The organism is Intestinibacillus sp. Marseille-P6563 (assembly GCF_900604335.1).
Classification (GTDB): domain Bacteria; phylum Bacillota; class Clostridia; order Oscillospirales; family Butyricicoccaceae; genus Butyricicoccus_B.
The window spans coordinates 1191029-1217402 of the sequence record NZ_UWOD01000001.1 but is presented as its reverse complement, the minus strand read 5'-3'; the positions used below and the strand labels follow the sequence as shown (position 1 = coordinate 1217402).

The 26374-nt window shown below is 58.2% G+C and carries 23 protein-coding genes, 1 pseudogene and 1 riboswitch; of the genes and pseudogenes, 16 read left to right on the top strand and 8 right to left on the bottom strand.

Annotation, left to right across the window (positions count from 1 at the left end; genetic code table 11):
* The first annotated feature begins 19 nt into the window (after positions 1-19).
* Complete coding sequence (locus EFB11_RS06395) at positions 20-1054, top strand: uroporphyrinogen decarboxylase family protein (RefSeq protein ID WP_122789437.1); 1035 nt, start codon at positions 20-22, stop codon at positions 1052-1054.
* 60 nt (positions 1055-1114) lie between these two features.
* Here the strand turns inward: EFB11_RS06395 and EFB11_RS06390 are convergent, their stop codons facing one another.
* The 4 genes from EFB11_RS06390 to EFB11_RS06375 all read right to left on the bottom strand — a co-directional run bounded on the left by EFB11_RS06390 (position 1115) and on the right by EFB11_RS06375 (position 7816).
* Positions 1115-2308, bottom strand: coding sequence for a helix-turn-helix domain-containing protein (locus EFB11_RS06390; RefSeq protein WP_164706637.1), 1194 nt, complete (start codon positions 2306-2308; stop codon positions 1115-1117).
* Between the two features lie 81 nt (positions 2309-2389).
* Positions 2390-3874 (bottom strand): DUF1846 domain-containing protein, encoded by a 1485-nt coding sequence (locus EFB11_RS06385; RefSeq protein ID WP_122789435.1) that lies wholly within the window; start codon positions 3872-3874, stop codon positions 2390-2392.
* A gap of 319 nt (positions 3875-4193) precedes the next feature.
* Positions 4194-5987 carry a [FeFe] hydrogenase, group A gene (locus EFB11_RS06380; RefSeq protein ID WP_122789434.1) on the bottom strand — a complete coding sequence of 598 codons (1794 nt, stop codon included), beginning with the start codon at positions 5985-5987 and terminating at the stop codon, positions 4194-4196.
* On the bottom strand, positions 5981-7816 hold the full coding sequence (locus tag EFB11_RS06375) for an NAD(P)-binding protein (protein ID WP_122789433.1): 1836 nt from the start codon (positions 7814-7816) through the stop codon (positions 5981-5983). The genes EFB11_RS06380 and EFB11_RS06375 overlap by 7 nt, the downstream gene beginning before the upstream one ends.
* Here EFB11_RS06375 and EFB11_RS16810 point away from each other — a divergent pair.
* The 5 genes from EFB11_RS16810 to EFB11_RS06355 are packed head-to-tail and all read left to right on the top strand — an operon-like array spanning position 7800 to position 11273.
* Positions 7800-8201, top strand: coding sequence for a hypothetical protein (locus tag EFB11_RS16810; protein WP_164706636.1), 402 nt, complete (start codon positions 7800-7802; stop codon positions 8199-8201). The genes EFB11_RS06375 and EFB11_RS16810 overlap by 17 nt on opposite strands.
* A 55-nt stretch (positions 8202-8256) precedes the next feature.
* A complete protein-coding gene (locus tag EFB11_RS06370) occupies positions 8257-8850 on the top strand; it encodes a TetR/AcrR family transcriptional regulator (protein ID WP_122789432.1) in 594 nt (197 codons plus the stop codon).
* On the top strand, positions 8847-9875 hold the full coding sequence (locus EFB11_RS06365; RefSeq protein ID WP_122789431.1) for a molybdopterin-binding protein: 1029 nt from the start codon (positions 8847-8849) through the stop codon (positions 9873-9875). Before EFB11_RS06370 ends, EFB11_RS06365 begins: the two co-directional genes overlap by 4 nt.
* Entirely contained in the window at positions 9875-10378 is a 504-nt protein-coding gene (gene moaC, locus EFB11_RS06360; protein ID WP_122789728.1) for a cyclic pyranopterin monophosphate synthase MoaC, read from the top strand. Before EFB11_RS06365 ends, moaC begins: the two co-directional genes overlap by 1 nt.
* Positions 10365-11273, top strand: coding sequence for an MOSC domain-containing protein (locus EFB11_RS06355; protein ID WP_122789430.1), 909 nt, complete (start codon positions 10365-10367; stop codon positions 11271-11273). The genes moaC and EFB11_RS06355 overlap by 14 nt, the downstream gene beginning before the upstream one ends.
* 69 nt (positions 11274-11342) lie before the next feature.
* On the opposite strand, the gene pflB is transcribed toward EFB11_RS06355, so the two are convergent.
* Positions 11343-13577, bottom strand: a complete 2235-nt coding sequence (pflB, locus tag EFB11_RS06350; RefSeq protein WP_122789429.1) for a formate C-acetyltransferase — start codon at positions 13575-13577, stop codon at positions 11343-11345.
* A 2-nt stretch (positions 13578-13579) separates the two neighbouring features.
* Positions 13580-14302 carry a pyruvate formate-lyase-activating protein gene (gene pflA, locus EFB11_RS06345; RefSeq protein ID WP_122789428.1) on the bottom strand — a complete coding sequence of 241 codons (723 nt, stop codon included), beginning with the start codon at positions 14300-14302 and terminating at the stop codon, positions 13580-13582.
* 78 nt (positions 14303-14380) lie between these two features.
* A riboswitch (ZMP/ZTP riboswitch) is annotated at positions 14381-14463 on the bottom strand.
* Positions 14464-14698: 235 nt separating this feature from the next.
* On the opposite strand from pflA, the gene cysK reads away from it, so the two are divergent.
* A complete protein-coding gene (gene cysK, locus EFB11_RS06335; protein WP_122789426.1) occupies positions 14699-15628 on the top strand; it encodes a cysteine synthase A in 930 nt (309 codons plus the stop codon).
* Between the two features lie 37 nt (positions 15629-15665).
* Here cysK and nth read toward each other — a convergent pair whose 3' ends face one another.
* The gene (gene nth, locus EFB11_RS06330) at positions 15666-16301 is read right to left on the bottom strand and encodes an endonuclease III (protein ID WP_122789425.1); all 636 of its coding nucleotides are present in this window, start codon (positions 16299-16301) and stop codon (positions 15666-15668) included.
* Between the two features lie 329 nt (positions 16302-16630).
* Here nth and glyA point away from each other — a divergent pair, with 329 nt between their 5' ends.
* From glyA to EFB11_RS06295, 7 genes and pseudogenes are all read left to right on the top strand, one after another.
* Positions 16631-17878 (top strand): serine hydroxymethyltransferase, encoded by a 1248-nt coding sequence (gene glyA, locus EFB11_RS06325; protein WP_122789424.1) that lies wholly within the window; start codon positions 16631-16633, stop codon positions 17876-17878.
* Between the two features lie 183 nt (positions 17879-18061).
* Entirely contained in the window at positions 18062-19390 is a 1329-nt protein-coding gene (locus EFB11_RS06320) for a glucose-6-phosphate isomerase (protein ID WP_122789423.1), read from the top strand.
* A 47-nt stretch (positions 19391-19437) separates the two neighbouring features.
* Complete coding sequence (locus EFB11_RS06315) at positions 19438-19977, top strand: putative ABC transporter permease (RefSeq protein WP_122789422.1); 540 nt, start codon at positions 19438-19440, stop codon at positions 19975-19977.
* 146 nt (positions 19978-20123) lie between these two features.
* A pseudogene (locus EFB11_RS17535) lies at positions 20124-20417 on the top strand (putative ABC transporter permease); the annotation flags it as partial.
* Between the two features lie 148 nt (positions 20418-20565).
* Positions 20566-21342, top strand: a complete 777-nt coding sequence (locus EFB11_RS06305; RefSeq protein ID WP_122789421.1) for a type III pantothenate kinase — start codon at positions 20566-20568, stop codon at positions 21340-21342.
* A gap of 60 nt (positions 21343-21402) precedes the next feature.
* On the top strand, positions 21403-22044 hold the full coding sequence (locus tag EFB11_RS06300; RefSeq protein WP_122789420.1) for an ECF transporter S component: 642 nt from the start codon (positions 21403-21405) through the stop codon (positions 22042-22044).
* A gap of 168 nt (positions 22045-22212) precedes the next feature.
* Positions 22213-23436, top strand: a complete 1224-nt coding sequence (locus EFB11_RS06295; RefSeq protein ID WP_122789419.1) for a CapA family protein — start codon at positions 22213-22215, stop codon at positions 23434-23436.
* Between the two features lie 34 nt (positions 23437-23470).
* On the opposite strand, the gene EFB11_RS06290 is transcribed toward EFB11_RS06295, so the two are convergent.
* A complete protein-coding gene (locus tag EFB11_RS06290) occupies positions 23471-24154 on the bottom strand; it encodes a Bax inhibitor-1/YccA family protein (RefSeq protein ID WP_122789418.1) in 684 nt (227 codons plus the stop codon).
* Between the two features lie 228 nt (positions 24155-24382).
* On the opposite strand from EFB11_RS06290, the gene EFB11_RS06285 reads away from it, so the two are divergent.
* The gene (locus EFB11_RS06285; RefSeq protein WP_122789417.1) at positions 24383-25342 is read left to right on the top strand and encodes an alpha/beta fold hydrolase; all 960 of its coding nucleotides are present in this window, start codon (positions 24383-24385) and stop codon (positions 25340-25342) included.
* Between the two features lie 144 nt (positions 25343-25486).
* Entirely contained in the window at positions 25487-26371 is an 885-nt protein-coding gene (locus tag EFB11_RS06280; protein WP_122789416.1) for a metallophosphoesterase, read from the top strand.
* Positions 26372-26374: the final 3 nt, after the last annotated feature.

The following is a 26374-nucleotide window of genomic DNA, read 5'->3' as shown; positions in this document are numbered from 1 at the left end:
TTTCGGAGGTCGATCGTTTATGAAGAGAAATATGGATCAGTGGTGCCGCGAACTGCTCGAGGCGCCGGCGAAGAAAGCATTACCGGTACTCTCCTTCCCGTCCATCCAGCTTCTGGGCATCACGGTGAAGGAACTGATCGCCGACAGCGACGTCCAGGCGCGCGGCATGAAAGCGGTCGCCGACCGCACCCCGCAGGCAGGCGGCGCGGTGAGCCTGATGGACCTATCGGTCGAAGCCGAATGCTTCGGCGCGCCCATTCGGGTATCCGACGATGAGGTGCCGACTGTGACCGGCCCGGTCATCTCCACCGAGGTCGAAGAAGATGAACGTATGGAACAGGCCGAGACGCTCGAAGTGCCGCCCATCGGCGCAGGCCGCACCCAGATCTACATTGACGCCATTGAAAAGGCCATGGGCCTGATCGAAGACCGTCCGGTCTTTGCGGGCGTTATTGGACCGTTCTCGCTGGCGGGCCGCCTGCTCGACGTGACCGAGGCGCTCATCTACTGCTACGATGAGCCGGATATGGTCCATGTTGTGCTGGAAAAGAGCACTCAGTTTATCATCGAGTATATCAAGGCTTACAAGGCCGTGGGCGCTAACGGCGTGGTCATCGCCGAACCGCTGGCCGGTCTGCTGTCCCCGGCGCTCGCGCAGGAATTCTCGGGCGATTACTGCAAGCGCATCGTGGAAGCCGTACGCGACGAAAACTTTGCCGTCATCTACCACAACTGCGGCAATACGGCCAACATCACGCTCGACTCCATCTTCTCCTGCGGTGCGAGCGCTTACCACTTCGGCAACGCGGTCGATATGGCTGAAATTCTGGAAAAGGCTCCGGCGGACACCATCTGCATGGGCAACGTTGATCCGGCGGGCGAGTTCCGCGGCGGCACGCCCGAATCCATCCGCAAGACGACGCTCGGCGTCATGGAAGCTTGCTGCAAGCACCCGAACTTCGTCATTTCTTCGGGTTGCGACATCCCGCCGCTTTCGAGCTGGGACAACATCGACGCCTTCTTTGCAGCGGTCGATGAATTTTACGGACGCTAAACAAAAAAGTCAGGCGATTTCGCCTGACTTTTTTTCGGACCGCCGGGGATTTCCCGGCGGTCATTTTGTCTTTTTGGGACGGTTTTCGCGGTATTTTCCGGGCGCGACGCCGGTCTGCTTTTTAAAGATGCGGGTGAAATAACTCTGGTCATCAAAACCGACCGCACAGGCCACTTCGGCGATCGAGATGCCGGACGAGCGCAGCAGCACTTTGCTGCGTTCGATGCGCAGGCGGTTGACATATTCGGTGAATGTGCAGCCCAGTTCCTCCTTGATGATGCGGCAGAAATAGGACTTGGACAAATACACCTGCTCGGCCACCTGGTCGAGCGACAGCTTGTCGGTCAGATGGTCCTTGATGTAAGCCGTGGTCTTAAAGATTACGTTCTGATGCTTGATGTCGTTGAAGTCAAACACAAAGCTGACGAACTTGTGCAAGATCGCGCCCACCCAGCGGTTGAGTACCTCGGGGGTGGTAAAGGAATCGACCTGCTGTTCATACCGGCAGCACAGGTTGAAGATTTCGTCCACATCGGCGCCGCCGTCGATGGCCGCCCGGCTCATCAGCACCAGAAGTTCGCGGATGCGCGCCTTGATGATGTTCAGGTCATTGCCCGCAATGCAGTACAGATGCACGAGCAGTTCGTTGAGCAGGGCCTGCGCGGCTTCTTTATCGCCCGAGCGGACATGTTCCTGCAAGCGGCGCTCGGTTTCGATGGGATAGGTTCGAGGACCAGCTTCGTCGGACGAAAGGTCGTACATCATTTGCAGGATACCGGCCTGATTGCCCGAATCGACATCGGGTGGCAGCGAATCGAGCGCAAATGAGGACACCGCCGCGGCGACGATTTCGCTGAGCGAGCGGGTCTGCGCCGTGGTCAGGCGGGGCACATCATGCAGCGGGTCAGGCACCGCCGAGGGGTCCTCAAAGGGGTCGTCGGCGCTGTTGGTCATGATGATCGGGCCGGTGATGATGCAGTACTGCATGGTTTCCCCGGTTTGAATCGGCGGGGTGGCGATGAACGTCAGGCCGCGCGGACAATAATAGATGTACTTGCCATCCCAGCGTTCGGCTTCATACGCACCGTACAGATGGGTGTTGTAGGCGCTGCAGCCGGACGGAGTGAGACTGCAATCGAGATGAAAGGGCGGCATACAAAATTCCTGTTTGCCGATATCAAGCAGCGTGGTATGGACGCCGGTCAGGGTTTGGATATGCCGGCACAGATGCAGGCAGCGATCGTATAGTTCCATAAGAGGGGCCTCGCTTGGTCCAGAGATGAGAAAGAAAGCGGCATGACGCACAGGCATCATGCCGCCATGGTCCAAAGGCTTTTACTTGTGATAGAGTTTTTTGGTCTGGTGCACGGGCGAACAGGTCAGGTTCATGCCCAGCTTTTTAAACACACCGTCATCGACCTGGGCCAGAATGACCGAAGAATGCACTTCGGAGCCCTTGAGCGCGCTGAGCTGCTGGATAGCCAGGTCAGCCGCCGGGTTGGTGGCCGCCGAGATGGACAGGGCAATGAGCACTTCGTCGGTGTGCAGGCGGGGGTTATGGTTGCCCAGACCGCGGGTTTTCAGCCGCTGGATGGGTTCGATGATGAGCGGCGGCAGCAGATGCAGTTCATCGGGCAGACCAGCCAGATGCTTGAGGGCGTTGAGCAGCGCCGCTGCCGACGCACCCAGCAGCGACGAGGTGCGGCCGGTGACGATCGTGCCGTCGGGCAGTTCGATGGCCGCCGCCGGGCTGCCGGTCTCCTCGGCCTTCTTTTCAGCCACGGCGATGACCGGACGGTCGGCCGGTGTGATCTTGGCCTGGTTCATGAGCAGTTCGATCTTATGCGCACAGCTTTCATCGGCACGGCCCATGCGGGCATCGCACCGGGCCTGGTAATAGCGGCGGATGATCTCCTGGCAGGAGGCCGCGCGGCAGATCTCATCGTCAAAGATGCACTTGCCCGCCATGTTGACGCCCATATCGGTCGGCGAATGGTAGGGGCTTTTGCCCGCGATCTTTTCAAAGATGGCATTGACCACCGGGAAAATCTCAACGTCGCGGTTGTAGTTGACCGTTGTGATGCCGTAGGTCTCCAGATGGAAGGGGTCGATCATGTTGACGTCGTTGAGGTCCGCCGTGGCCGCTTCATAGGCCAGGTTGACCGGATGCTTTAAAGGCAGGTTCCAGATCGGGAAGGTCTCGAACTTGGCGTAACCAGCCGAAACGCCGCGCTTATATTCATGGTAGAGCTGGGACAGGCAGGTCGCCATTTTGCCCGAGCCCGGACCGGGTGCGGTGACCACCACGAGCGGGCGGGTGGTTTCAATGTATTCGTTGCGGCCATAACCCTCGTCGGATACGATCAGGGGGACATTGCTCGGATACCCGGCGATCGGATAATGGGTGTAGACCGGCACGCCCAGTGCGGTCAGCCGCTTTTTGAAAGCATCGGCGGCAGCCTGTCCAGAGTACTGGGTGATGGCTACACTGCCGACATACAGCCCGATGCCGCGGAAAGCGTCGATCAGGCGCAGTACGTCCATGTCGTAGGTGATGCCGATGTCGGCGCGCACCTTGTTCTTTTCGATGTCGCCCGCCGAAATGACGATGACGATTTCGGCGTCGTCTTTGAGCTGGGTCAGCATGCGCACCTTGCTGTCGGGTGCAAAGCCGGGCAGCACGCGGGAAGCATGATAATCGTCAAACAGCTTGCCGCCAAACTCCAGATAAAGTTTGCCGCCAAACTGCGCGATGCGCTCCTTGATGTGCGCCGACTGCATGGCGAGGTATTTGTCATTATCAAAACCGATTTGTTTCATACGCGTTCCCCCTGCGGTCTTCAAATTTATTCTCACCTTCTATTGTAATGAAATTTGTGTCCAAAGACAATGACCCGTGTAAAATTTTTATGTCCTTTGCAGGATTTCGTGGAACATGACAAAAGCCGCCCCCAAATGGAAGCGGCTCTTGCGCAAGAAATAAAGAGATAGAGAAAGAACGAATCCGTCGAAGTTTTATCGATCCTTACGGGATTATTATAGGTCTTTCTCCGATTTTCCGCCACTCGAATCTTGCGAAGTTTATGGGTAATTTCCGCCGATATAGGATACTTTGTGGGCGGAGGCTTGTTATATCTTGTTACTCTTTGCCGTAATCGGGATGAGGCGGCATGATCCAGCCTTCGTGATCGGTATGCAGCAGGTGCTCGGCCCGTTCGGACAGAGGCTGACCCAGATACTCTTCATACAGGGCGCCGACCGCCGGGTTTTCATGCGAGAAACGTAGTTCGGAAACCTTGTCCAGCCCATAGAGGACCTGACCGCGGACCAGCGCGCGCTCTTCGCCGTCGTGGATGGGCTGTCCGCCGCCGCCGGCGCAGCCGCCGCGGCAGGCCATGATCTCGACGAAATCATACTGCTTTTCGCCCGACAAGATCGCCTTGCACAGCGCGCGGGCATTGCCGAGTCCGCTGGCGACCGCGACACGCACCGGGGTGTCCTTGAGGTCAAAGGTCGCCTCCCGCCAGCCGCGGCCCAGCGTATGCAGTCCCAGCACATCGTCGTTCATCACTTCGCGCACATCGTGGAAGGAGTTGACCGACGGATTGTGGCCGGTGACCAGATAATAAGCCGAACGCAGCGCGGCTTCCATTACGCCGCCGGTCGCGCCAAAGATGACGCCTGCGCCCGTGCCTTCGCCCAAGGGCGAGTCGAGCGGCTCGTCGGGCATGTTGGCCGGGTCCAGTTGGTCGGCGCGCAGCATGCGCGTGATCTCACGCACGGTGAGCACCAGGTCGACGTCTTGGCCATAGGCTTCGTCCTGCATGGTCGGCAGGTCGCATTCGGCCTTCTTGGCAAGACACGGCATGATCGAGATGCAGAACAGCTTTTTGGGGTCTAAGCCCATCTTTTCGGCAAACCAGGTCTTGGACACCGCGCCGAACATCTGCTGCGGGGACTTGGAGGTGGACAGCCAATGGGTCAGTTCGGGATACTGGCTCTTTAAGAACCGCACCCAACCCGGACAGCACGACGTGAACATCGGGTATTTTTGCAGATCGCCCTTTTGCAGGCGCTCCAAAAATTCCGAGCCTTCCTCCATGATGGTCAGGTCGGCCGAGAAGGTGGTGTCAAAGACATAGTCAAAGCCCATGCGGCGCAGCGCAGCCGCCAGACGGCCGACGGTCGCCTTTTCGGGCGGCAGGCCAAAGGCTTCGCCCCAGGCCGTGCGCACCGCAGGCGCGATTTGGACAACCGTGATCTTGTCCGGGTCGGACAGGGCCGAGAAGGCGCGGACGGTATCATCGCGTTCGCGCAGCGCGCCCACCGGACAATGGGTGATGCACTGGCCGCACAGAGCACAGTCGGCGTCCTTGATGCGGCGGTTGAAGGAAACGTCGATGGTCGAACGGCTGCCCGAGCTGGTCAGCTCCCAGATGCTCAGGCTCTGCACTTTATCGCACACCTGCACGCACCGCATGCACTTGATGCACTTGGCCGCGTCGCGGAACAGGGGGAAGGTGGTGGTCCACTTGCTCTTGATGCCGCGCGGCAGATCTTCCTGATAGGGATTGACCAGAATGCCCAGATCGTTGGACAGGGTCTGCAATTTGCAGTTGCCCGAGCGCACACAGGTCGCGCAATGGCAATCATGCTGCGACAGGATGAGTTCCACATTGACCCGCCGCGTTTCGCGGGCGCGGGGCGAATTGGTGTGGATGACCATGCCTTCCTGCACCGGGTTGTTGCACGAGGGCACCATGCGCTGTTCGCCTTCGATTTCGACACAGCACACCCGGCAGGCGCCAATTTCGTTTAAGTCTTTCAGATAACACAGCGAGGGGATCGTGATGCCCACGCTTTCCGCGGCCTGCTTGATGGTCGTACCGTTTGCGACACGGACCGCGATTCCGTCGATGGTTGCATTTACCATTTTTCCTGCCGCCCTCCTTTAAAGTTGCCGTAGCCGAAGTGATCGCACCGCAGGCAGCGGGACGATTCCTGCATGGCCTCGTTTTCGGTCATGCTGAGCGTGGCCAGCCCAAAATCGCATGCGCGTTCCTGCGCCGGACGGCTGCCCGGCGAAACGCGGCCGCAGGCCGGCGTGGTGGACAGGCGTGCAGGCGGGATGTAGACCCCGGACTTGATTTCGTGCGAGAAGCCCAGGAAGTTATCAATATTCGCCGCCGCGACCTTACCGGCCTGAATGGCGCGGATCACGGTCGCCGGACCGGTGACCGCGTCGCCGCCGGCAAAGACGTTGGGCTTTCCTTTGACGAACGAATCGGGCAGGGCCGAGATGGCGCCGCGCACGGTGGGTACGCCGGCTTCGGCAAAGGCCGACGAATCGATGCCCTGGCCGATGGCCACAATGACAATATCGCAGGGGGTGATGCGGTCGGGTTCGCCGTTGTTCTGCGGACGTGGGCGGCCGTCGCTGCCCACCGGACCGATCATCTGCGGGCGGGTGACGATGGCGGCAACCCGTCCGTTTTCGTCCGGCTGGATGGCAACCGGCGCTTGCAGCGGCATGATCTCGCATCCTTCGGCCGCTGCATCTTCGATTTCCTCGGCCAGCGCGGTCATATCCTCGACCCGGCGACGGTACATGCAGGTGACCGAAGCCGCGCCCAGGCGCTTGGCCGTGCGGGTGGCGTCCATGGATACGTTGCCGCCGCCGATGACGACCACGCGCTTGCCGGTAAAGTCGGGCTTGTGGCCGTCGCCCATGTCGCGCAGCAGCTCCACGGCGCTCATGACGCCCACGCTGTCCTCACCGGGGATACCGATCTTCTTGTCGTTGTGCGCGCCGATCGAAATGTAGATGGCGTCAAATTCTTTCTCGATGTCCTCAAACGGTACATCCTTGCCGATGGTCACGCCCATGCGGGTCTCGACACCCGTGGACAGGATGGCGTTGATGTCCTGGTCGAGGATCTCGGGCGGCAGACGGTAATCCGGGATGCCGTAACGCAGCATGCCGCCCAGTTTTTTCAGCCGGTCGAATACGACCACCTTGTGGCCCATGAGGCTCAGGTAATAGGCCGCCGACAGGCCGCCCGGGCCGCCGCCGATGACAGCGACACGCTTGCCGGTGGATTCGGCGCAGACCGGAGCGGGCACAACGCCCGCCTGCTCGACCGCATAGCGTTTCAGGCCGCAGATGTTGACCGCGTTGTCCACCATATTACGGCGGCAGCGCGCTTCACAGGGATGTTCGCAGACGAAGGCACAAGCCGAAGGGAAGGGATTGTCTTTGCGGATGAGACGGACCGCATCGGCGTATTTTTTGTCGTGGATCAGGGCAATGTAGCCGGGGATATCGACATGCGCCGGACACATGGACACACACGGCACCGGCTGGGTCAGCCCAGTGATGCAGCGGTGGTTGACAATATGTTCGACATAGTCGTCGCGGAAGCCGCGCACGCCGCGCAGCACCATGGCGGCCGCTTCGAAACCGATCGCGCAGTCCGCCGAATCAGCGATGACGCGGGCGGTCTTTTCGATGCGGTCCAGGGTACTCATGTCGGCCTCGTCGTCGAGCACGCGCTCGAGGAGGGTGGCCAGCTGTCCCAGACCGATGCGGCAGGGCACACATTTGCCGCAGGTCTGCGCGTGACACAGCTTGAGGAACGAGAGCGCCATGTCCACCGGACACAGCCCCGGAGGGCTGGCCGCAATACGCCGTTCCACATCCCGGTACAGGCCCTCAATGACCGTTTGGGCCTGACTGGGTGTTTCGATGTACAGTCTGCTCATTTTGCTACTTCCTTCCTTTCACGGAGCATGGGGCGACAGCCGCTCCGCTGTTGTTGCACCCGGCAAAAAGAAAGGTGCAGCGGCCCGAAAAGGGCCGGCCGCACGGGGTTTCCAGATGCCGGGAAAATCTTGTTCCTCTGATGGTAAAAGATTTCGAAGCCCTTGTCAAATGGTTAAAAAGGACCGCAAGATTCTAAAAAAACCGCATTCCCGGCGCAATATCACGAAAAGCGGACCGAATGGGATGAAAAAACGAAAAAATCAAGAAAAATGCACAAAAAAGCGATTTTTTACACAAAAATATGTTACATTCTTAACAAAGTTTGCGGCAGAAGTTTTGGGCGAACAACCAAGAAAATTTCGCAGGGAGCCTGTAAGCGGATGACAACTCCGAGCGATTTTGTTATAATACAGATAGCAAAACAAAAGAGGTGAAGCGGATGCGAAAAAAAGAAGCGATGCCTGAAGAAAGTACGGAAGAACGCATTTTGGATGCGGCGTTTGATGTGTTGCAGGAAAAGACCCTCAGCGGCGTGCGCATGGCGCTTGTCGCCGAAAAGGCCGGGCTGTTTCAGTCCAACATCCACTACTACTATAAATCCAAACACGAGTTGCTGCTGGCGGTGCAGAAAAAAGTCTTGCAGCACTGCATCGAACTGCGCCGCGCACTGGGCGGCGAGGGCGGCGCGCTAGAAAGCCAGCTCGAGGCTTTTTGGGGGCAGAAGAAGAACTTCATCCTAAAAGAGCCCAAATATGACTATGCCGAGATCGAGTTTTGGGCGCAGGCGCGCGTGGATGCCGCGATGCGGGATGAAATCCGCGCTTCGTTCCGCAACTGGCGCGAGGAAGTAGGCGCCATGCTGGACGCCTTTGCCGCCCATCTGACCGAGGACAAGCGGCGTCTGCTCGCCGCCGTCATGGTGTCCATGATGGAGGGAGCCAGCCTGCAATATCTGGTCGAACCGGCGGCTTTTGACTTGGATGCCTATTTTGATTACTGCACCGAACTGGTGCTGCGGGAGGTAAAGGCATGAAAGAGATCGAAACCATCCATGCAGTCGGCCACGTGCTGTGCCACGACCTGACCCAGATCATTCCGGGACAATACAAAGGCGCGCGCTTCCGTAAGGGGCATGTGGTCACCGAGGAGGACATCCCGGTGCTGCTGTCCATGGGCAAGGAGCATCTGTTCGTCTGGGAAAAGCCCGAAGGCTTCCTGCACGAGGACGAGGGCGCAGCGCGTCTGGCCGCTCTGTGCGAAAACGAACACATGACCAAAAGCGAAGCGCGCGAAGGCAAGATCGAGCTGTTCGCCGCGTGTGACGGCCTGTTCCAGGTGCGCTCGGATGCCCTCAAACGGGTCAATGCGCTGGGCGAAATCATGATTGCTACCCGCCACGGCAATACGCCGGTCAAAAAGGGCGACAAGCTGCTCGGCACGCGCGTCATCCCGCTGGTCATCGATGAAAAGAAGCTGGACGCGGCCGCCGAAGCCGCGGGCGGTCAGCCGCTGTGCGCGGTGCGTCCCTTTTTAAAGAAGCGTGCCGGCATTGTTGTCACCGGCAGCGAGGTCGAAAAGGGCCTCATCGAGGACAAATTCACCCCCGTGGTGCGGGATAAGTTCGCCGAATACGGGGCCGAGGTGCTGGGAGAAATCCGCGTTGGGGACGACCCAGCCCGCGGCACCAGGGCCATTTTGGACCTCATTGAACAGGGTGCAGACATCGTCGTATGCACGGGCGGTATGAGCGTGGACCCGGACGATAAAACCCCGCTGGCCATCAAGAACACCGGGGCGGACATTGTCAGCTACGGCGCGCCCGTGCTGCCCGGGGCTATGTTCCTGCTGGCCTACTACGGCGAGCAGCGGGTGCCGGTGTGCGGCCTGCCCGGCTGCGTGATGTATGCTGGACGCACGATTTTTGACCTTATTTTGCCGCACCTGATGGCCGATGACCCGGTCACGGCTGACGATTTGGCTGCGCTGGGTGAGGGCGGGCTGTGCCTGAACTGCCCGGTGTGCATTTACCCCAATTGCGGGTTCGGAAAGGGAAAATGATGGAACAAAAACTGACCCATTTTAATGCGGCAGGCGAAGCGCATATGGTCGATGTGGGCGGCAAGGCGGTCACCGGGCGGGAAGCCGTGGCCGAGGGCTGCATCCATTTGGGCGAGGACGCCTTTCGCGCCGTGGCCGCAGGCACCGCGAAAAAGGGCGACGTGCTGGGCGTGGCGCGCATTGCGGGCATTATGGCCGCCAAGCGCACGGCGGATATCATCCCGCTGTGCCACCCGATTGCGATGAGCCATTGCGCGGTCGAGTTTGCGCTCGACGAGCATACCCACACGGTGCGCTGCACCTGCACGACCCGCTGCGCCGGGCAAACCGGCGTGGAGATGGAAGCCCTGCACGGGGTGTCGGCTGCCCTGCTGACCATTTATGATATGTGCAAGGCCATCGACCGGGGCATGGAGATCACCGACATCCGGCTGCTGCATAAGGCGGGCGGCAAGTCAGGTGTGTGGAATCGCAAGGAGGAACTCACCAATGGGAACGATTGAAGCCGTTTGCATGAGCCCGGAACGGGGTACGCAAAAGACCTGCTATCCCCGGGCGTACTGCAAGGAAAACTGGGGGCTGGTGGGCGACGCCCACGCCGGGGACTGGCACCGGCAGGTCAGCCTGTTAAGCGCGGACAAAGTCGATGATTTCAATGCCCGTGGTGCGGGGGTCGAGGACGGCGCGTTTGGGGAAAACCTGCTCGTACGGGGTATCGACTTGGCGGCGCTGCCGGTCGGCTCGTGTCTCAAATGCGGGGATGCCCTGCTGGAGATCACCCAGATCGGCAAGGAATGCCACCACGGCTGTGCCATCCGTGAGCGGGTGGGTGACTGCATCATGCCGCGTGAGGGCGTGTTCGCCAAGGTGCTGCAAAGCGGCTGGGTGGAGCCGGGGATGGAGATTCGGCCGGTCTACCGGGTCGGCGTGCTGACCGCGAGCGACAAGGGCGCAGCCGGCGCCCGGGAGGACAAGAGCGGCCCGCGCATTGCCGAGCTGCTGCCGGATAGCTTCACGGTCACGAATTATCGGGTGCTGCCCGACGACAAAGACCGTTTGATGGAAGAACTGTGCTACCTGTGCGACCGGGCTGGATGTGATCTGGTGCTGACGACAGGCGGCACCGGGTTTTCGCCCCGCGATGTGACGCCCGAGGCGACGCTGGCCGTCGCCGAGCGGCAGGTGCCCGGCATTGCCGAGGCCATCCGTGCCGAAAGCCTGAAAATTACGCCCCGCGCCATGCTTAGCCGCGGCGTGAGTGTCATCCGCGGCAAAACCTTGATTGTCAACCTGCCCGGAAGCCTCAAGGCGGTCGAAGAAAGCTTGGCCGTGTTTGTGGACGTTATCGGCCATGGGCTCGATGTGCTGCGCGGCGTGGGCGGCGAATGCGCAAGATAAACGAAAAAGACTGGTGCCGAATGCACCAGTCTTTTTCTATATGTATGGAGAAGGAATTAGATGGGCGATTTACATGCTCTCGTGGAAAGTCCGGGAGATGACTTCTTCCTGCTGCTCGCGGGACAGGCGGTTGAAGTTGACCGCATAGCCGGATACGCGGATGGTCAGGGTCGGATACTTTTCCGGATGGTCCATGGCGTCGAGCAGGGTGTCGCGGTTCATGACATTGACGTTCAGATGGTGTGCACCCTGGCAGAAGTAACCGTCCAGAATGGCGACCAGATTGCGGGTGCGCTCGTCCGGGGTCTTGCCCAGCGCGTCGGGCACGATCGAAAAGGTGTTGGACACACCGTCCTGGCAGACATTACGGTAGGGGATCTTGGCGACCGAGTTGAGGGATGCCAGCGCGCCGTTCAAGTCGCGGCAGTGCATCGGGTTTGCGCCCGGCGCCAGCGGTTCGCCCGCCTTGCGGCCGTCCGGGGTGGTGCCGGTCTTTTTGCCGTACATGACGTTCGAGGTGATGGTCAGCGCCGACAGGGTGTGCTTGGCGCCGCGGTAGAACGGATGCTTTTTCAGTTCCCCCGAGAACTTGGTGACAATGTAGACCGCTTCGTCATCGGCACGGTCGTCGTCGTTGCCATACTTCGGGAAGTCGCCGATGGTCTCAAAGTCCACAGCCAGACCCTGCTCGTTGCGGATGGGTTTGACAGTAGCGTAGCGGATGGCCGAAAGCGAGTCGGCTGCCACCGATAGACCCGCGATGCCGTAAGCGGTCAGGCGCTCGACATGGGTGTCGTGCAGCGCCATCTGGCTGGCTTCGTAGGCGTATTTATCGTGCATGAAGTGGATGATGTTGAGTGTATCGGTGTAAAGTTCGGCGTTGTAGGCCAGCACCTTGTCGTAGTTGGCGCGCACCTTTTCGTAGTCGAGTACGTCGTCCGTGATCGGCTCGATGCCGGGCACGACCACGGTGCCCTTCTTTTCGTCCACGCCGCCGTTGATGGCGTACAGCAGGCTCTTGGCCATGTTGCAGCGTGCGCCGAAGAACTGCATCTGCTTGCCGACCTGCATGGCCGATACACAGCAGGCAATGGCGTAGTCGTCGCCGTAGATCGGGCGCATCACGTCGTCGTTTTCGTACTGGATGGAGTCGGTGTCGATCGACATCTGCGCGCAGTATGCCTTGAAGGTTTCGGGCAAATGTTCCGACCACAGAACGGTCAGGTTGGGTTCGGGCGCGGTGCCGAGGTTGGTCAGCGTGTGCAGGTAGCGGAACGAGTTCTTGGTGACGAGCGGGCGGCCGTGGATGTCCACACCGCCGATCGATTCGGTGACCCAGGTCGGGTCGCCGCCGAACAGTTCGTTGTATTCCGGGGTACGCAGATGGCGCACCAGACGCAGCTTGATGATGAACTGGTCGATCAGTTCCTGTGCGCCTTCTTCGTCCAGGATACCGGCGTCCAGGTCGCGCTGGATGTAGATGTCGAGGAAAGTCGAGGTGCGGCCGAGCGAGGTCGCGGCGCCGTTGTTTTCCTTGATACCGGCAAGGTAGGCCATATAGGTAAACTGAACGGCTTCGCGGGCGTCCTTGGCCGGGCGGGACAGATCGACACCGTATTTTGCGGCCATGGATTTGATTTCGCCGAGCGCGCGAATCTGCATGGAAACTTCCTCGCGCAGGCGGATGCGCTCCTCGTCCATCGGGCCGTCGATTTCGTCGAGGTCGGCCTTCTTAAACTCGATCAGCTGGTCGATGCCGTAGAGCGCCACGCGGCGATAGTCGCCGATGATGCGGCCGCGGCCATAGGCATCCGGCAGACCGGTCAGCAGGCCGGCCGAGCGCGCCAGACGGGTGCGCTTGGGGTAAGCGTCAAATACGCCTTCGTTGTGGGTCTTGCGGTACTCAGAAAAGTGACGGTCAATGGTCGGGTCGAGGGTGTAGCCGTACTGCTCGAGCGAGGACTTGGCCATGCGCAGGCCGCCGTAGAGGTTGACGATGCGCTTTAAGGGCGCGTCGGTCTGCAAGCCGACGATGACTTCGTTATCTTTGTCAATGTAGCCGGGCGCAAAATTGTCGATGCCCGAGATGATATGGGTTTCCACATCGAGGATGCCCTTTTTCAGTTCTTCGAGCAGCAGTTTTTCACACTTGGACCAGACGGCCTGGGTGCGGGCGGTCGGCCCGGCCAGGAAAGAGGCGTCGCCTTCGTAGAGGGTGTAGTTTTTCTGAATGAAGCTGCGCACGTCGATTTCGCGCTGCCAGTTGCCTTCGCGGAAGCCGTTCCATTCGGTATATTGCATCATGGTTATTCTCCTCCTAGATCTCCGAAAAATTCCTGTTGCAAAGACGCGCAGCGCGCCTTGTCCATCGGCGGGGTACCCGTCAGGGGATAGGGAATCCCCAGCACGTTATATTTGTTTTCGCCCAGTTTGTGATAGGGCAGCAATTCCACTTTGTGTACGTTCGGCAGCGTATCGACATAAGCGCGCAGCGCACGCAGATGGTCGGCGCTGTCGGTGCGTCCGGGGACGACCACATGCCGTACCCACATCGGCGTGCCGCTTTGGCGGACCGCTTCGACAAAGCGCAGCGTTTGGTCCATCGGCCGGCCGGTCAGGGCCTCATAGGACACCGGGTCGTGGTGCTTGACATCGTAGAGCACCAGGTCGGTATATTTGAGGATGTCCGCATAATCACCCCGCCCCACGCCCGCAGTGTCGATGCAGGTGTGGATGCCGGCGTCATGGCACAGCCGCAGGCAGTCGAGCAGGAAATCGGGCTGCATGAGCGGTTCGCCGCCCGAAAAGGTCACGCCGCCGCCCGATTTCTGATAGTAACTGCGAAAGCGGGACAGCTTGCGCACCAGCGCTTCGGGCTCGGTCGGCGTGCCGCCGGTCAGCCCCCAGGTGTCCGGGTTGTGACAGAAGGCGCAGCGCAGGCAGCAGCCTTGTAAAAATACAACCGAACGGATACCGGGGCCATCCACCAGCCCCATGGATTCGAAAGAATGGATGTATCCGACCGCCATTGGCAAAACCTCCTTTTGCAGGACATAAAAAGCCCCTGGATGGTGTCCAGGGGCAAAAAAATACGCCTGGGCACAAGAAAGACTTGCCCAGACGGCCGGCGCACTATTGGTCATACTCCATGTGGTATATCTCCACGGTTCCGTCAGTCATATGACCCTCTATCTTGGTTTCATCATACGGGCTTCCGCGCAAAAAGTCAACCGGTTTTTGCGGCAAATTTTCTTTTTCGGCACCCGGCACAATCCCGCGTGCATTCTGCTTAAACTTTTTGGCAAAAACCGCGCTTTGGGTACAAATGGTCTTGCAGGAAGCGGCACGCGGTTGACGGACGGGCTGTTTGCGCATATAATGAATAAGTATGTATCTGTGATTCTTTGGGATTGGAGTCGATTCCTATGATTTATAATAATATTCTGGACGCTATGGGACATACCCCCATGGTGCGTTTGAACCACATGGCGCCCGAAGGGGCAGCCGAAATTCTGGTCAAGTTCGAAGGCCTGAACGTCGGCGGGTCGATCAAAACGCGCACAGCGTATAACATGATCGCGGACGCCGAAGCGCGTGGCCTGCTGCACGACGATTCGATCATCGTCGAGCCGACCAGCGGCAACCAGGGCATCGGCCTGGCGCTCATTGGCGCGGTCAAGGGCTATAAGACCATCATCATCATGCCCGACTCGGTATCTGAGGAGCGGCGCAAGCTGGTGCGGCACTACGGCGCCGAAGTGATTTTGGTGCATGACGCGGGCGACATCGGCGCCTGCATCCAGGAATGCCTGGACACCGCTCTGAAAATGGCGGCCGAAGACCCCAAGGTGTTTGTGCCCCAGCAGTTTGAAAATCCGGCCAATCCGCTGGTGCATCGTTACCATACCGGCATTGAGGTCTTGTCTCAGGTGGAAGGACCTATCCATGGTTTCTGCTCGGGCATTGGCACCGGCGGCACGATCACCGGCATCGGCGGCGTGCTCAAGGCGCAGAACCCCGACATGACCATCTGGGCGGTCGAGCCCGAACACGCGGCCATTTTGTCGGGCGGCTCGATCGGTACCCACATCCAGATGGGCATTGGCGACGGCGTCATCCCGGCCATTCTGGACCGTGAGATTTACGACGACATCTATATCGTCACCGACGACGAAGCCTTGCAGACCGCCAAGGATTTGGCACGCAAGGAGGGCCTGATGTGCGGCATTTCGTCGGGCACCAACGTAGCGGCGGCCATCCAGCTGGCCAAGAAGCTGGGGCCGGGCAAGCGGGTCGTGACCGTCCTGCCGGATACGGCCGAGCGGTATTTCTCCACACCCCTGTTTGAAGACTAAAAAAAGCGTTCCCGTTTTTTCGGGAACGCTTTTTTCTTTAGCCGAGCGGATAGGAAGGGCAGATGGAGGCCAGGCAGCATTTTTCGCACTGGGCCGAGCGGGCGGTGCACACTTCGCGGCCATGCAGCACTAGCCGGTGGCAGAAGTCGGACGACTCAGCTGGAGGAATAAGCGCGCGCAGCGCGGTTTCCACCTTAACCGGGTCCTTGACGTTCTTGACAAACCCCAGCCGGTTGGACAGCCGGATGCAATGAGTGTCGGTGACAATGGCGGGCTGGCCGAAGATGTCGCCCAAAATGAGGTTAGCCGTTTTGCGGCCCACGCCGGGCAGGCGCAGAAGGTCAGCCATGTTGTCCGGTACCTTGCCGCCAAAGTCAGTCAGCAGCATCTGAGCGCAGGCCTTGAGGTCGCGCGCCTTGGTGCGGAACAGGCCGCAGGTCTTGATGCCGTCCTCAATGTCCTCCACCGGCGCTTCGGCAAAGCTTTCCAGCGTCGGAAAACGGATAAACAGGTCTTTGGTCACGATATTGACGCGCGCGTCGGTGCACTGGGCCGACAGGCGGGTGGCAAACAGAAGTTCATAATCGTGGGTGTATTGCAGCGCGCAGGTGGCGTCCGGATAGGCCTGCCGCAGCAGGTCCACGGCCGCTTTGGCGCGGTCTTTTTTTGTCATCAGTCGAAACCTCCCGGTTTTTTTCTATCATAGCACGCGCAGGGCGGGAAACACAAGATGCTTTTGCGGGTATCGGGGCAGCCCGATGCGGTTAAGATAACCGATAGCCAGACTGCTTCTGTGACCAGACCGGCGTTTCCACAAGACGACGCCAAATCTGGTAGAAATGATGAAAAAAGGATGCAGGATGGCAAAAGGAAAAGTATAGTGTGCTGAAAAATAAAAAAGTTCGGCTACAAGGTTGCAAAATCTTGAAAATGTGTTTTAATTTTAATAGAAGATTTTTTGCTTCATATTAGGAATTTTATCATAAGTGGGAGGGTTTTTGAATGATCGTTGGGGATGCAATGAATTTTGTCCGCCAATATGACCCGGAAGTCGGCGCAATGATCCGTCAGGAATACGACCGACAGTGCCGCAACATTGAGCTGATTGCGTCGGAAAATATCGTCAGCGAAGCGGTCATGGCTGCCATGGGCTCGGTCCTGACCAATAAATATGCAGAAGGGTATCCGGGCAAGCGCTATTATGGTGGCTGCGAATGTGTGGACGAAGTCGAGCGTCTGGCCATTGCCCGTGTCTGCAAGCTGTTTGGCGCAGAATATGCCAATGTACAGCCGCACTCGGGTGCACAGGCCAATATGGCGGTGTATCAGGCGCTGGTAAAGCCGGGCGATACCGTTTTGGGTATGAGCCTGGACAACGGCGGCCATCTGACCCATGGCTCTCCGGTCAATCAGTCGGGCCTTCTGTATCATATCGTACCCTATGGCGTGGATGAAAACGGCTACATCGATTACAATGCCGTCGAGGCGCTGGCCAAGAAGGAACAGCCCAAGATGATCATCGCCGGTGCATCGGCTTATCCGCGCGCCATCGATTTTGAAAAGTTCGCACAGATCGCGCACAGCGTGGGCGCATATCTGTTTGTCGATATGGCGCATATCGCAGGTCTGGTCGCTGCTGGTCTGCACATGAATCCGCTGCCGTATGCCGACGTTGTCACCACCACTACCCATAAGACCCTGCGTGGTCCCCGCGGCGGTGTGATCCTGACCAACAACGAGGAGATCGCCAAGAAGATGAACAAGGCCATCTTCCCGGGCACCCAGGGCGGTCCGCTCATGCACGTCATCGCAGCCAAGGCGGTTTGCTTTGGTGAAGCACTCAAGCCGGAGTTCAAGGCTTACCAGACCAATGTGGCACGCAATGCCAAGGTTCTGGCACAGGCCCTGCTGGACCAGGGCTTTGACCTGGTTTCGGGCGGCACCGACAACCATCTGATGCTGGTTGACCTGCGCAAGGCAGGCGTGACCGGTAAGGTGCTGCAAAACCGTCTGGACGAAGTCTATATCACGGCCAACAAGAACGCCATCCCCAACGATCCGGAAAGCCCGTTTGTCACCTCCGGCCTGCGTGTCGGCACCCCGGCGGTTACGACTCGCGGCTTTGGTGAACCCGAAATGCTGCGCATTGCCGGCTTTATCTGGCAGGCAGCAACCGATTTCGATGCAAAGGCAGACGAGATTCGTGCCAATGTGACCGAAATGTGCTCCCGTTTCCCGATTTATCGCTAAATTCCCACACAAGCTGCCCACGGGCAGCTTGTTTTTTGTCAAGATTCGTCGCATTGCTGGTCAGATGTCTCAAAATATGGTATACTATATCCAAAGCAGAGAAACCTTTGAAATGTGCCGTGCGGCCGCTTCAAAGACCTCCTGCTCGGGATTGAGAAAAACGAAGGATAAGGTGGTTAAAAAATGGCAATGGAATTGAAAACAACTGGATTGGCCGGGTTTGTAGAAGACTACGAAGTCAAACAAATGGCTCCCATGTTGCAGACGGCAGAGGGTATGCTCCAAGACCATACCGGCGCCGGAAACGACTATCATGGCTGGATCGATCTGCCGGTCAACTATGACAAGGAAGAGTTTGCACGCATCCAGGCGGCTGCCAAGCGCATCCAGGGCCACAGCGACGTGCTGGTTGTCATCGGCATTGGCGGCTCCTATCTGGGCGCCCGCGCGGCAATCGAATTCGTCAAGGGCCAGATGTATAACAACGTGCGTCCCGAAGGCATCCCGGAAGTATATTTTGTTGGCAACAACATTTCTTCGTCCTATATCAACGACATCATTCAAATCATCGGCGACCGTGACTTTAGCGTGAACGTCATCTCCAAGTCGGGCACTACGACCGAACCGGCGATTGCATTCCGCGTATTCCGCAAGCTCGCCGAGCAGAAATACGGCAAGGAAGGCGCCAAGGCGCATATCTTTGCTACGACCGACCGTGCCCGCGGCGCGCTCAAGCAGCTCGCAGATGACGAAGGCTACGAAACCTTTGTGGTACCGGACGATGTTGGCGGCCGTTTCTCGGTGCTGACTGCGGTTGGTCTGCTGCCCATGGCAGTTGCCGGTGTAGACATCGCCGAAGCCATGCGCGGCGCAGCCGAAGCACGTGCTGACTTCCAGAAGGACGACAACGCTTGCACGAAATATGCGACGCTGCGCAACCTGCTGTACCGCAAGGGCAAGGCGATTGAGATTCTGGTCAACTATGAGCCGTCCCTCGTCATGATGGGCGAGTGGTTCAAGCAGCTTTACAACGAATCCGAAGGCAAGGACCACAAGGGCATCTTTGCAACTTCGGCCAACTTCTCGACCGACCTGCACTCGATCGGTCAGTATATCCAGGACGGCACCCGCAACGTCTTTGAAACCGTGGTTTGGGTCAAGAAGCCGCGCAGCGAAAGCGTTATTGAAGCGTGGGAGGACGATATCGACGGCCTGAACTATCTGGCAGGCAAGAGCGTCCAGTTCGTCAACTCCAAGGCGTATGCTGGTACGCTGATCGCCCACATGGACGGCGGCACGCCCAACATCCTGCTCGAGATCGACGAAGCAGACGCATACCACTTCGGTTACCTGACCTATTTCTTTGAAAAGGCCTGCGGCCTGTCGGGGTACCTGCTGGGCGTCAATCCGTTTGACCAGCCGGGTGTGGAAGCGTACAAGAAGAACATGTTTGCCCTGCTGGGCAAGCCGGGGTTCGAAGAACGCCGCAAGAAGCTGGAAGAAAGACTGTAAAAAGAAAAAGGGCGGGAAAACCGCCCTTTTTTTTAAAAAGAGAGTTTATGGGGAAAAGAAAATTTATCGCCGGGTTCCTGTGCTTTCTGGCCTATTCGTTTTTGGGATGGTGCTATGAAGTGTTCCTGGAAACTGTGGTGTACCGCTGGGGATTTTCCAACCGGGGGTTTTTGTGGGGACCCTATCTGCCGGTGTATGGAGTAGGCGTGTTGCTGCTGCTCACCTGTCTGCGCGGATGGTCGCGCCGCAAGCTTTTGATCGGGCGGCTCAATCTGATGCCGGTGGTGGTATTTCTGGCTGTCGTCGTCTTGACCACAACGGTCGAACTAGCCGCCAGCTATATCCTGGAATGGAAAACCGGCGGCTGGCTGTGGGACTATACCCGGTATACTTACCAGTGGCAGGGGCGCATCTGTTTGAGCGCCAGTATGCGCTTTGGCCTGGGCGGCATGGTCATTTTGTATGGCTTGCAGCCGCTTTTGGAACGCAGCCTTATCTGGCTGGGGGAAAACCGGCAGAAGATGCTCTATATGATTTTGATGCCCCTGTTCTGCCTGGACCTGGTGATTCATGTCTGGATGGTATAAAATCGTATTTTTATAAAAATGCGGGCGGCCTGTAACAGGGCCGCCCGTTTGCTTTCCGGAATCCGGCGGGTTTCCGCAAAACCTGGCAGCCTTCGTGGGGCATAAGCCGGTCGGCGGTCGGCCACAATAAGTCCCGGTGATGTTTTATGAAAGGGATGCGGCAAACCGTTGGACTTTTTTTCCTCGGCGGCGCCGGTTATGCGGCGCTTGAAATTTTTTGGCGCGGTTATACCCATTGGACCATGGCGCTGACCGGGGGACTGGTGTTTGTCGGGCTGTGGCTGCTCGAAGGGCGTTTGTGCGGCCGGAGCACCAGCCTGCGCTGCCTGGCCGGAGCGGCCTGGGTGACCGGCGCCGAACTGCTGGTCGGGCTGAGCGTCAACCGTGGTTTTCAAATGAATGTGTGGGACTACTCGGCCGAGTGGGGCAATGTTTTGGGGCAGGTCTGTCCCAAGTATGTGGTGTTTTGGTTTCTTTTATGTGGCCTTGCCATGCCATTGGCACGAGTGAGCGCAAAACTGCTTGCAAACCCGCGCCGTAGGGAGTATAATGCAAAGGATGAACTGCCTGAAATGAGGTTTTTGGAATATGCTGCTTGCGCTCGACATTGGGAACAGTCACGTGCGGCTGGGCGGTTTCTGCGGGGACGACTTGCAATTTGTCGCCTCGATAGCAACCGACGACCGGCTGACTGCCGAACAATATGCCTGCCAGCTGCGCGACGTATGCGGCCTGTATGGGGTCGAACTGACGCACATGGAAGGCGTAGTGTTCTGTTCGGTGGTCCCAGCGGTGACCCCAATCGTCCAGCGGGCAGTCCAGATGCTTACCGGCTGCACGGCCCTGGGTGTGGGCTCGGGTGTACGGACTGGGCTCAATCTCAAGATTGACCAGCCGCGCGCACTGGGCAGCGACCTGGTCGCCAATGCAGTCTGGGCCGCCCAGCGGGGCAAATTGCCCTGCGTGGTGGTGGATATGGGCACGGTGACGACGTTTACCGTGCTCAGCCGGGACGGCGTGCTGATCGGCACGGCCATTGCGCCCGGCGTGAAGGCTTCGCTCGATATGCTCAAGAGTGTGGCGGCGCAGCTTCCGTCGATTCGAATGGAAGCGCCCACCCGCAGCGTTTTGGGCCGTAACACCGTGGACGCCATGAAGGCCGGCACCATGTTTGGGGCGGCTGCCATGGTGGATGGGATGCTGGCACGCATCGCGGCCGAACTGGGCGAAGCGCCGCAGGTTTTGCTCACCGGCGGCACAGGCGCCCTGATCGCGCCCCATCTGACCACCCCGGTGGAATACGACCCCTGTGTGACCCTGCGGGGCCTGGTGACCATCTGGAATCGAAATCGAAAAAACGGGTAAGGCATCACAATAATTGCGCTGTACTTCCAAGGAAGACGGCAGCAGGAGGTAAAACTACATATGAAACAGAAGAAAATGGACGTGCGCTATATGGCGCAGCTCGCACTCATGGCAGCTATTGTCATCCTGCTCGCAAACACGCCGCTCGGGATGATTCAACTGCCCATCATCAAGGCGACCACCGTGCACATCCCGGTCATCCTGGGCGCTATCCTGCTCGGACCCATGGCTGGCGGCATTTTGGGCGCAGTATTCGGCATCTGTTCGCTGGTGTCCAATACCCTGGCCCCGACGCTGCTCTCGTTTGCATTCTCTCCGTTCTTGAGCACCACCGGCCTGCCCGGTGCGGTCAAGGCGGTTTGGATCAGCGTGGGCTGCCGTGTGCTGATCGGCGTGGCCGCTGGCTGGCTGTGGATCTTGCTCAGCAAGCTACAGGTTCCGTCGCTCGTAGCGCTGCCGATCACCGGTTTTGTGGGCGCGATGGTCAATACCGTGACCGTTATGGGCAGCATCTATCTGCTGTTTGCCCAGCAGTATGCGGAGGCGCAGAACGTGGCGCTGACTGCGGTCTTTGGTCTGGTCATGGGTACGGTTACCGCATCCGGTATCCCGGAAGCCATTGCAGCTGCTGTGCTGGTCGCTGTAATCGGCAAAGCCCTGCTGCTCGCCCTGCGCAAGCAGTTTGTGAAGGCACAAGGATAATCCATTTTTGTGATAGACCGAAACCGGCCTGCTTTTTAAAAGCAGGCCGGTTTTTTGGCATCTTTTGTGTAAATATGCCAAAAATATATTTGCAAGCATCCAATAAGGTGATATAATGACGGTGCCGGTTGCAATCTACAAGAATCGACAGCCGAACGGAGGAACAATGTGAAAAAAACAAGAATCTTGGCGTTTTTTGTAAGCCTGACCCTGCTGCTGGCTTCGTGTGGCCAATCGGAACCCGAGGCTCCGGCCGAGACCGAGTGGAAGCCCGAAAGCGATGCCGTGGTTTCCGAGGCAGCGCCTGAGCCCATTACAGCCACGTTGGCCGTCTGTGGCGATACGATGAGCCATATGCCCCAGACCAACGACGCTTGGGACGAAGCACAGGGCAAATATGACTATGCGCCTATGTTATCCGGCGCACGGGCCTGGACCGAAGCGGCCGATTTTGCGGTGGCCAATCTGGAAACCACCTTTGCAGGCGGCCCGGATTATTCGGGTTATCCGGCCTTTAACACACCAGATGACCTGGCCGATAACCTCAAGGAAATGGGATTTGACCTGCTGCTGACCGCCAACAATCACTGCATGGACCGTGGGTATGACGGTCTGGTGCGCACGCTTGACGTGCTGGACGAACGCGGCTTCCAGCATGTGGGCACCTACCGTACCCAGGAGGAACGCGACCAGAACAGCGGCATCGTGGTCGCTGACGTCGGCGGCATTTCGGTGGCCTTTTTGGGATATACCTATGGCACCAACGGCATCCCGGTCGCGTCCGACCGCAGCTATTCGGTCAATCTGTTCAACACCGATTATATGGATGCCTGCTCGACGCCGGACACCGCACGCATTGAGGCCGACATGGCCGCCGCCCGCGAACTGGACGCCGACCTGATCGCCGTCATGATTCACTGGGGTATCGAATACCAGACCCAGCAAAACGATTATCAGGAGCAGATCGCTCAGTTATTCTTTGACCAGGGCGCGGATATTATTCTGGGCGGCCATCCGCATGTCTTGCAGCCCATGGAACTGCGCACCCTGACCGATGAAGAAGGCAACACCAAGCAGGGCTTTGTCTGCTATTCGCTCGGCAATTTTATCTCCGCGCAGAATGACCAGTACACCGATACGACTGTGGTGCTCAATTTACAGCTGACCAAGGACCCGGAGACCGGCAAAACCGAGGTCAGCGGCTACAATTACGTACCGCTGCTCATGCTCGACCGGGAAAAGGGGGCCGATGTACGGTTTGAACTGCTGGACGCCTATCAGACCTTGGCCGATGGTACGGCTCCGGAAGACGTGGCTGCCAAGCTTCAGCAGGCCATCGCCGACTGCCATACCATTCTGGGTTCGGAAGGCGACCTCAAGGCCGCAGCCTAAGAAAAAAGCAGCATCGTTTGGATGCTGCTTTTCTTTAATCGCGGTTAAACAGGCGCAGGATGTAAAGGAACAGGTTGATAAAGTCCAGATACAGCTGCAACGCAGCGAAGATGGACACCCGCGCCAGCATGGACGGGTCATGGCTGTACGCTGCATGCAGCGCCTTGATCTTCTGGGTATCATACGCCGTAAAGCCCAGGAACAGGGCGACGCCGGCAAAGCACAGCAGGCGTTCCATGCCGCCAAAGCCGAAGAAGATGCCCAGAACATTCAGGACAATAATCAAAATCAGGCCGCCGATCAGCAGGGGCTGCAAGCGGGACAGATCGACTTTGGTAAAGTAACCCACGCCAGCCATCACGCCAAAGTATAGCGATGTCACGCCAAAGGCGAGCATGAGCGAAGAAACGTGGAAATATAGGAAATAGGTCGAAAAGACCAGCCCGTTCAAGATCGCATAGAAGAAGAACAGGGCGCGCGAAGCGCCGACCGACATTTTCCCCACACGTGCCGAAAGCACGATGACCGTGCCCAGTTCAGCAGCTGCCAGAATGAACAGCACCGGAGTGGACATCATGAAGAAGACCGCGCCCGAATAATAGGTGGCCATCATCACGCCAAAGGTCACGGCGAGTCCCAGGAACATCCATCCGAACGTCTTGGCGGTATACCGCTTGAGCGATTCAGCCTGTGCCACAGGTTCAAAGTTGAACATCATAATACAATCACCTCCAGCGTCATTGTAGCACGGAAGGATGGCGGCTGTCTAGCAAATTGGTGTGAAAAAAAGTAAATTCGCACAGAACGATGCAACAAGGATGCATGGAAGGGCGCAGATGCCGATAAATTTAAACCGTTTGTTAATTTTGGACCGGATTCGCGACGCTGGCACGGTTTTGTGGTATGATAGAGGCAGACAGGAATTTGATCGGGAAGGGTTGATGGTATGAATATCAAATGTACCCAAAATATGTTTAAAAGTGCAAACGGCGTTTCCCAGATCACTTATTATATCCTGGCGCCCGAGGGCGTGGAACCGCGCGGCATCGTGCAGATCGCACACGGCATGTGCGAATACTTTTCGCGCTATACCGTGTTTGCCAAATATCTTTGCAGCCTGGGCTTTATCGTCTGCGGCAATGACCACCTGGGGCATGGCGCCTCAGTGTCCCGTGAAAACGAACTCGGATTTTTTGCGCCCCAAAACGGCTGGGAGTATCTGATTCAGGATGTCAAACAACTGACCGATATTATGCGCAAGCGCTATCCCGACCTGCCGTATTTTATGTTTGGACATTCCATGGGTTCGCTGCTCGCCCGGCTGTACCTGCCGTCGTACGGCGCCGAACTGGATGGATGTATCCTGTGCGGCACGGTCGGTCCGACCCCCTTTGCACGCACCGGCGTACGGCTGGCCGATTCGGTCGCCCATACCCGCGGCATGACCTATCGTTCGGCGATGCTGTCGCGTTTGGCCTTTAACAATTTTAATCGTAAGATCGCAGGCCCGCATTCCATGTTCGCCTGGCTCACTCGCGATGAACACATCGTCGAACTGTTCCAGTCGGATAATAAATGCAACTTTGTCTTTACCGCCACCGGTTTCCGCGATTTGTTCACCCTGGTTCATCGGGCCAACCATGTCCGCTGTTTCCGGACCACACCCCATGATCTGCCGATTCTGCTCATCGCTGGGGATAAGGACCCGGTGGGCGGCTATGGCGACGGGGTGCGCAGTGTGGCGCGTATGTATCAGGCAGCTGGACAAAAGGATGTGGATGTGATCTTTTATAAGGATGGCCGGCATGAGATCCTGAACGAACTCAACCACTTGGATGTATTTGGTGATGTATCCCGCTGGCTGGAAGCCCACCTGTCGAAAAAGCAGCCGGGAGAAAGTGCATAAAATGCAGAGCTGTCCGAAAGATTTTTTCGGACGGCTTTTCTTTTGAAAGGCTTTGCGTTTTTCAACCAGATATTGTATGATAGTTTACAAACCAGACAAAACCGTTTGGCCGCAAGGCCATGGACCATAGAAGGAGGAGCTTGGATGAAACAGACAAAGCGTATGCTGATGCGGGGCAGTGCCTTTGCGGCGGGGCTCTTGGCCGCTGTCACGGTATGGCAGAATGTCCGAGTGAAAACCACCCGCTACCGGCTGATTGCTGACCATCTGCCGAGCAGCTTTTATGGATTTCGTATCGCGCTGTTATCCGATATCCACAGCCGGAATTTTGGCGAAAAGCAGGAGCAGCTTTTGCGGCGTGTGCGTGCCATCAAGCCGGATTTGATTTTGATTGCTGGTGACTGGGTGGATGCCAAGCACGGCAATCTGGAGGATTGCCTGGAACAGGCGCGGCTGCTGCGCCGCATCGCACCGGTCTGCGGCGTGTATGGAAACCATGAGCGGCGGCGCATTCAGCGGGAAGGCCGAGATCTGCTGGCAGCGGCTTTTGCCAAGGCAGGGGTGCAGATGCTGCATACCTCGGGCACGCGGGTCGAAAAAGACGGCATGTACATCAACCTCATTGGAGTCGAAGACCCGGCCACCTTGCCGGAAAAGCCCAGCCGCAAGCAGATAGTGCAGGCCATGGAAGAAATGCTTGCACGCGTGACGCATGGCATTGGCCCGGATGAGTTTACCATTTTGGTGTCCCACCGGCCGGAATTTTTGACCGTATACGCCAACTATCCGATCGACCTGGTCGTCGCCGGGCATGCCCATGGCGGACAGGTGCGTCTGCCGGGCGTGGGCGGTCTGTTTGCCCCCGGACAGGGCTTGTTCCCCAAATACACCGGCGGGCGGTATGATGAACAGGATACAGCCATGATCGTCAGCCGCGGGCTGGGCGGTCATGCGCCGGTGCGGATTTTTAACATGCCCGAACTGGTGGTCATCACCCTGGGACCAGCCCAAAAGAGACAAAAAAAGTGACAG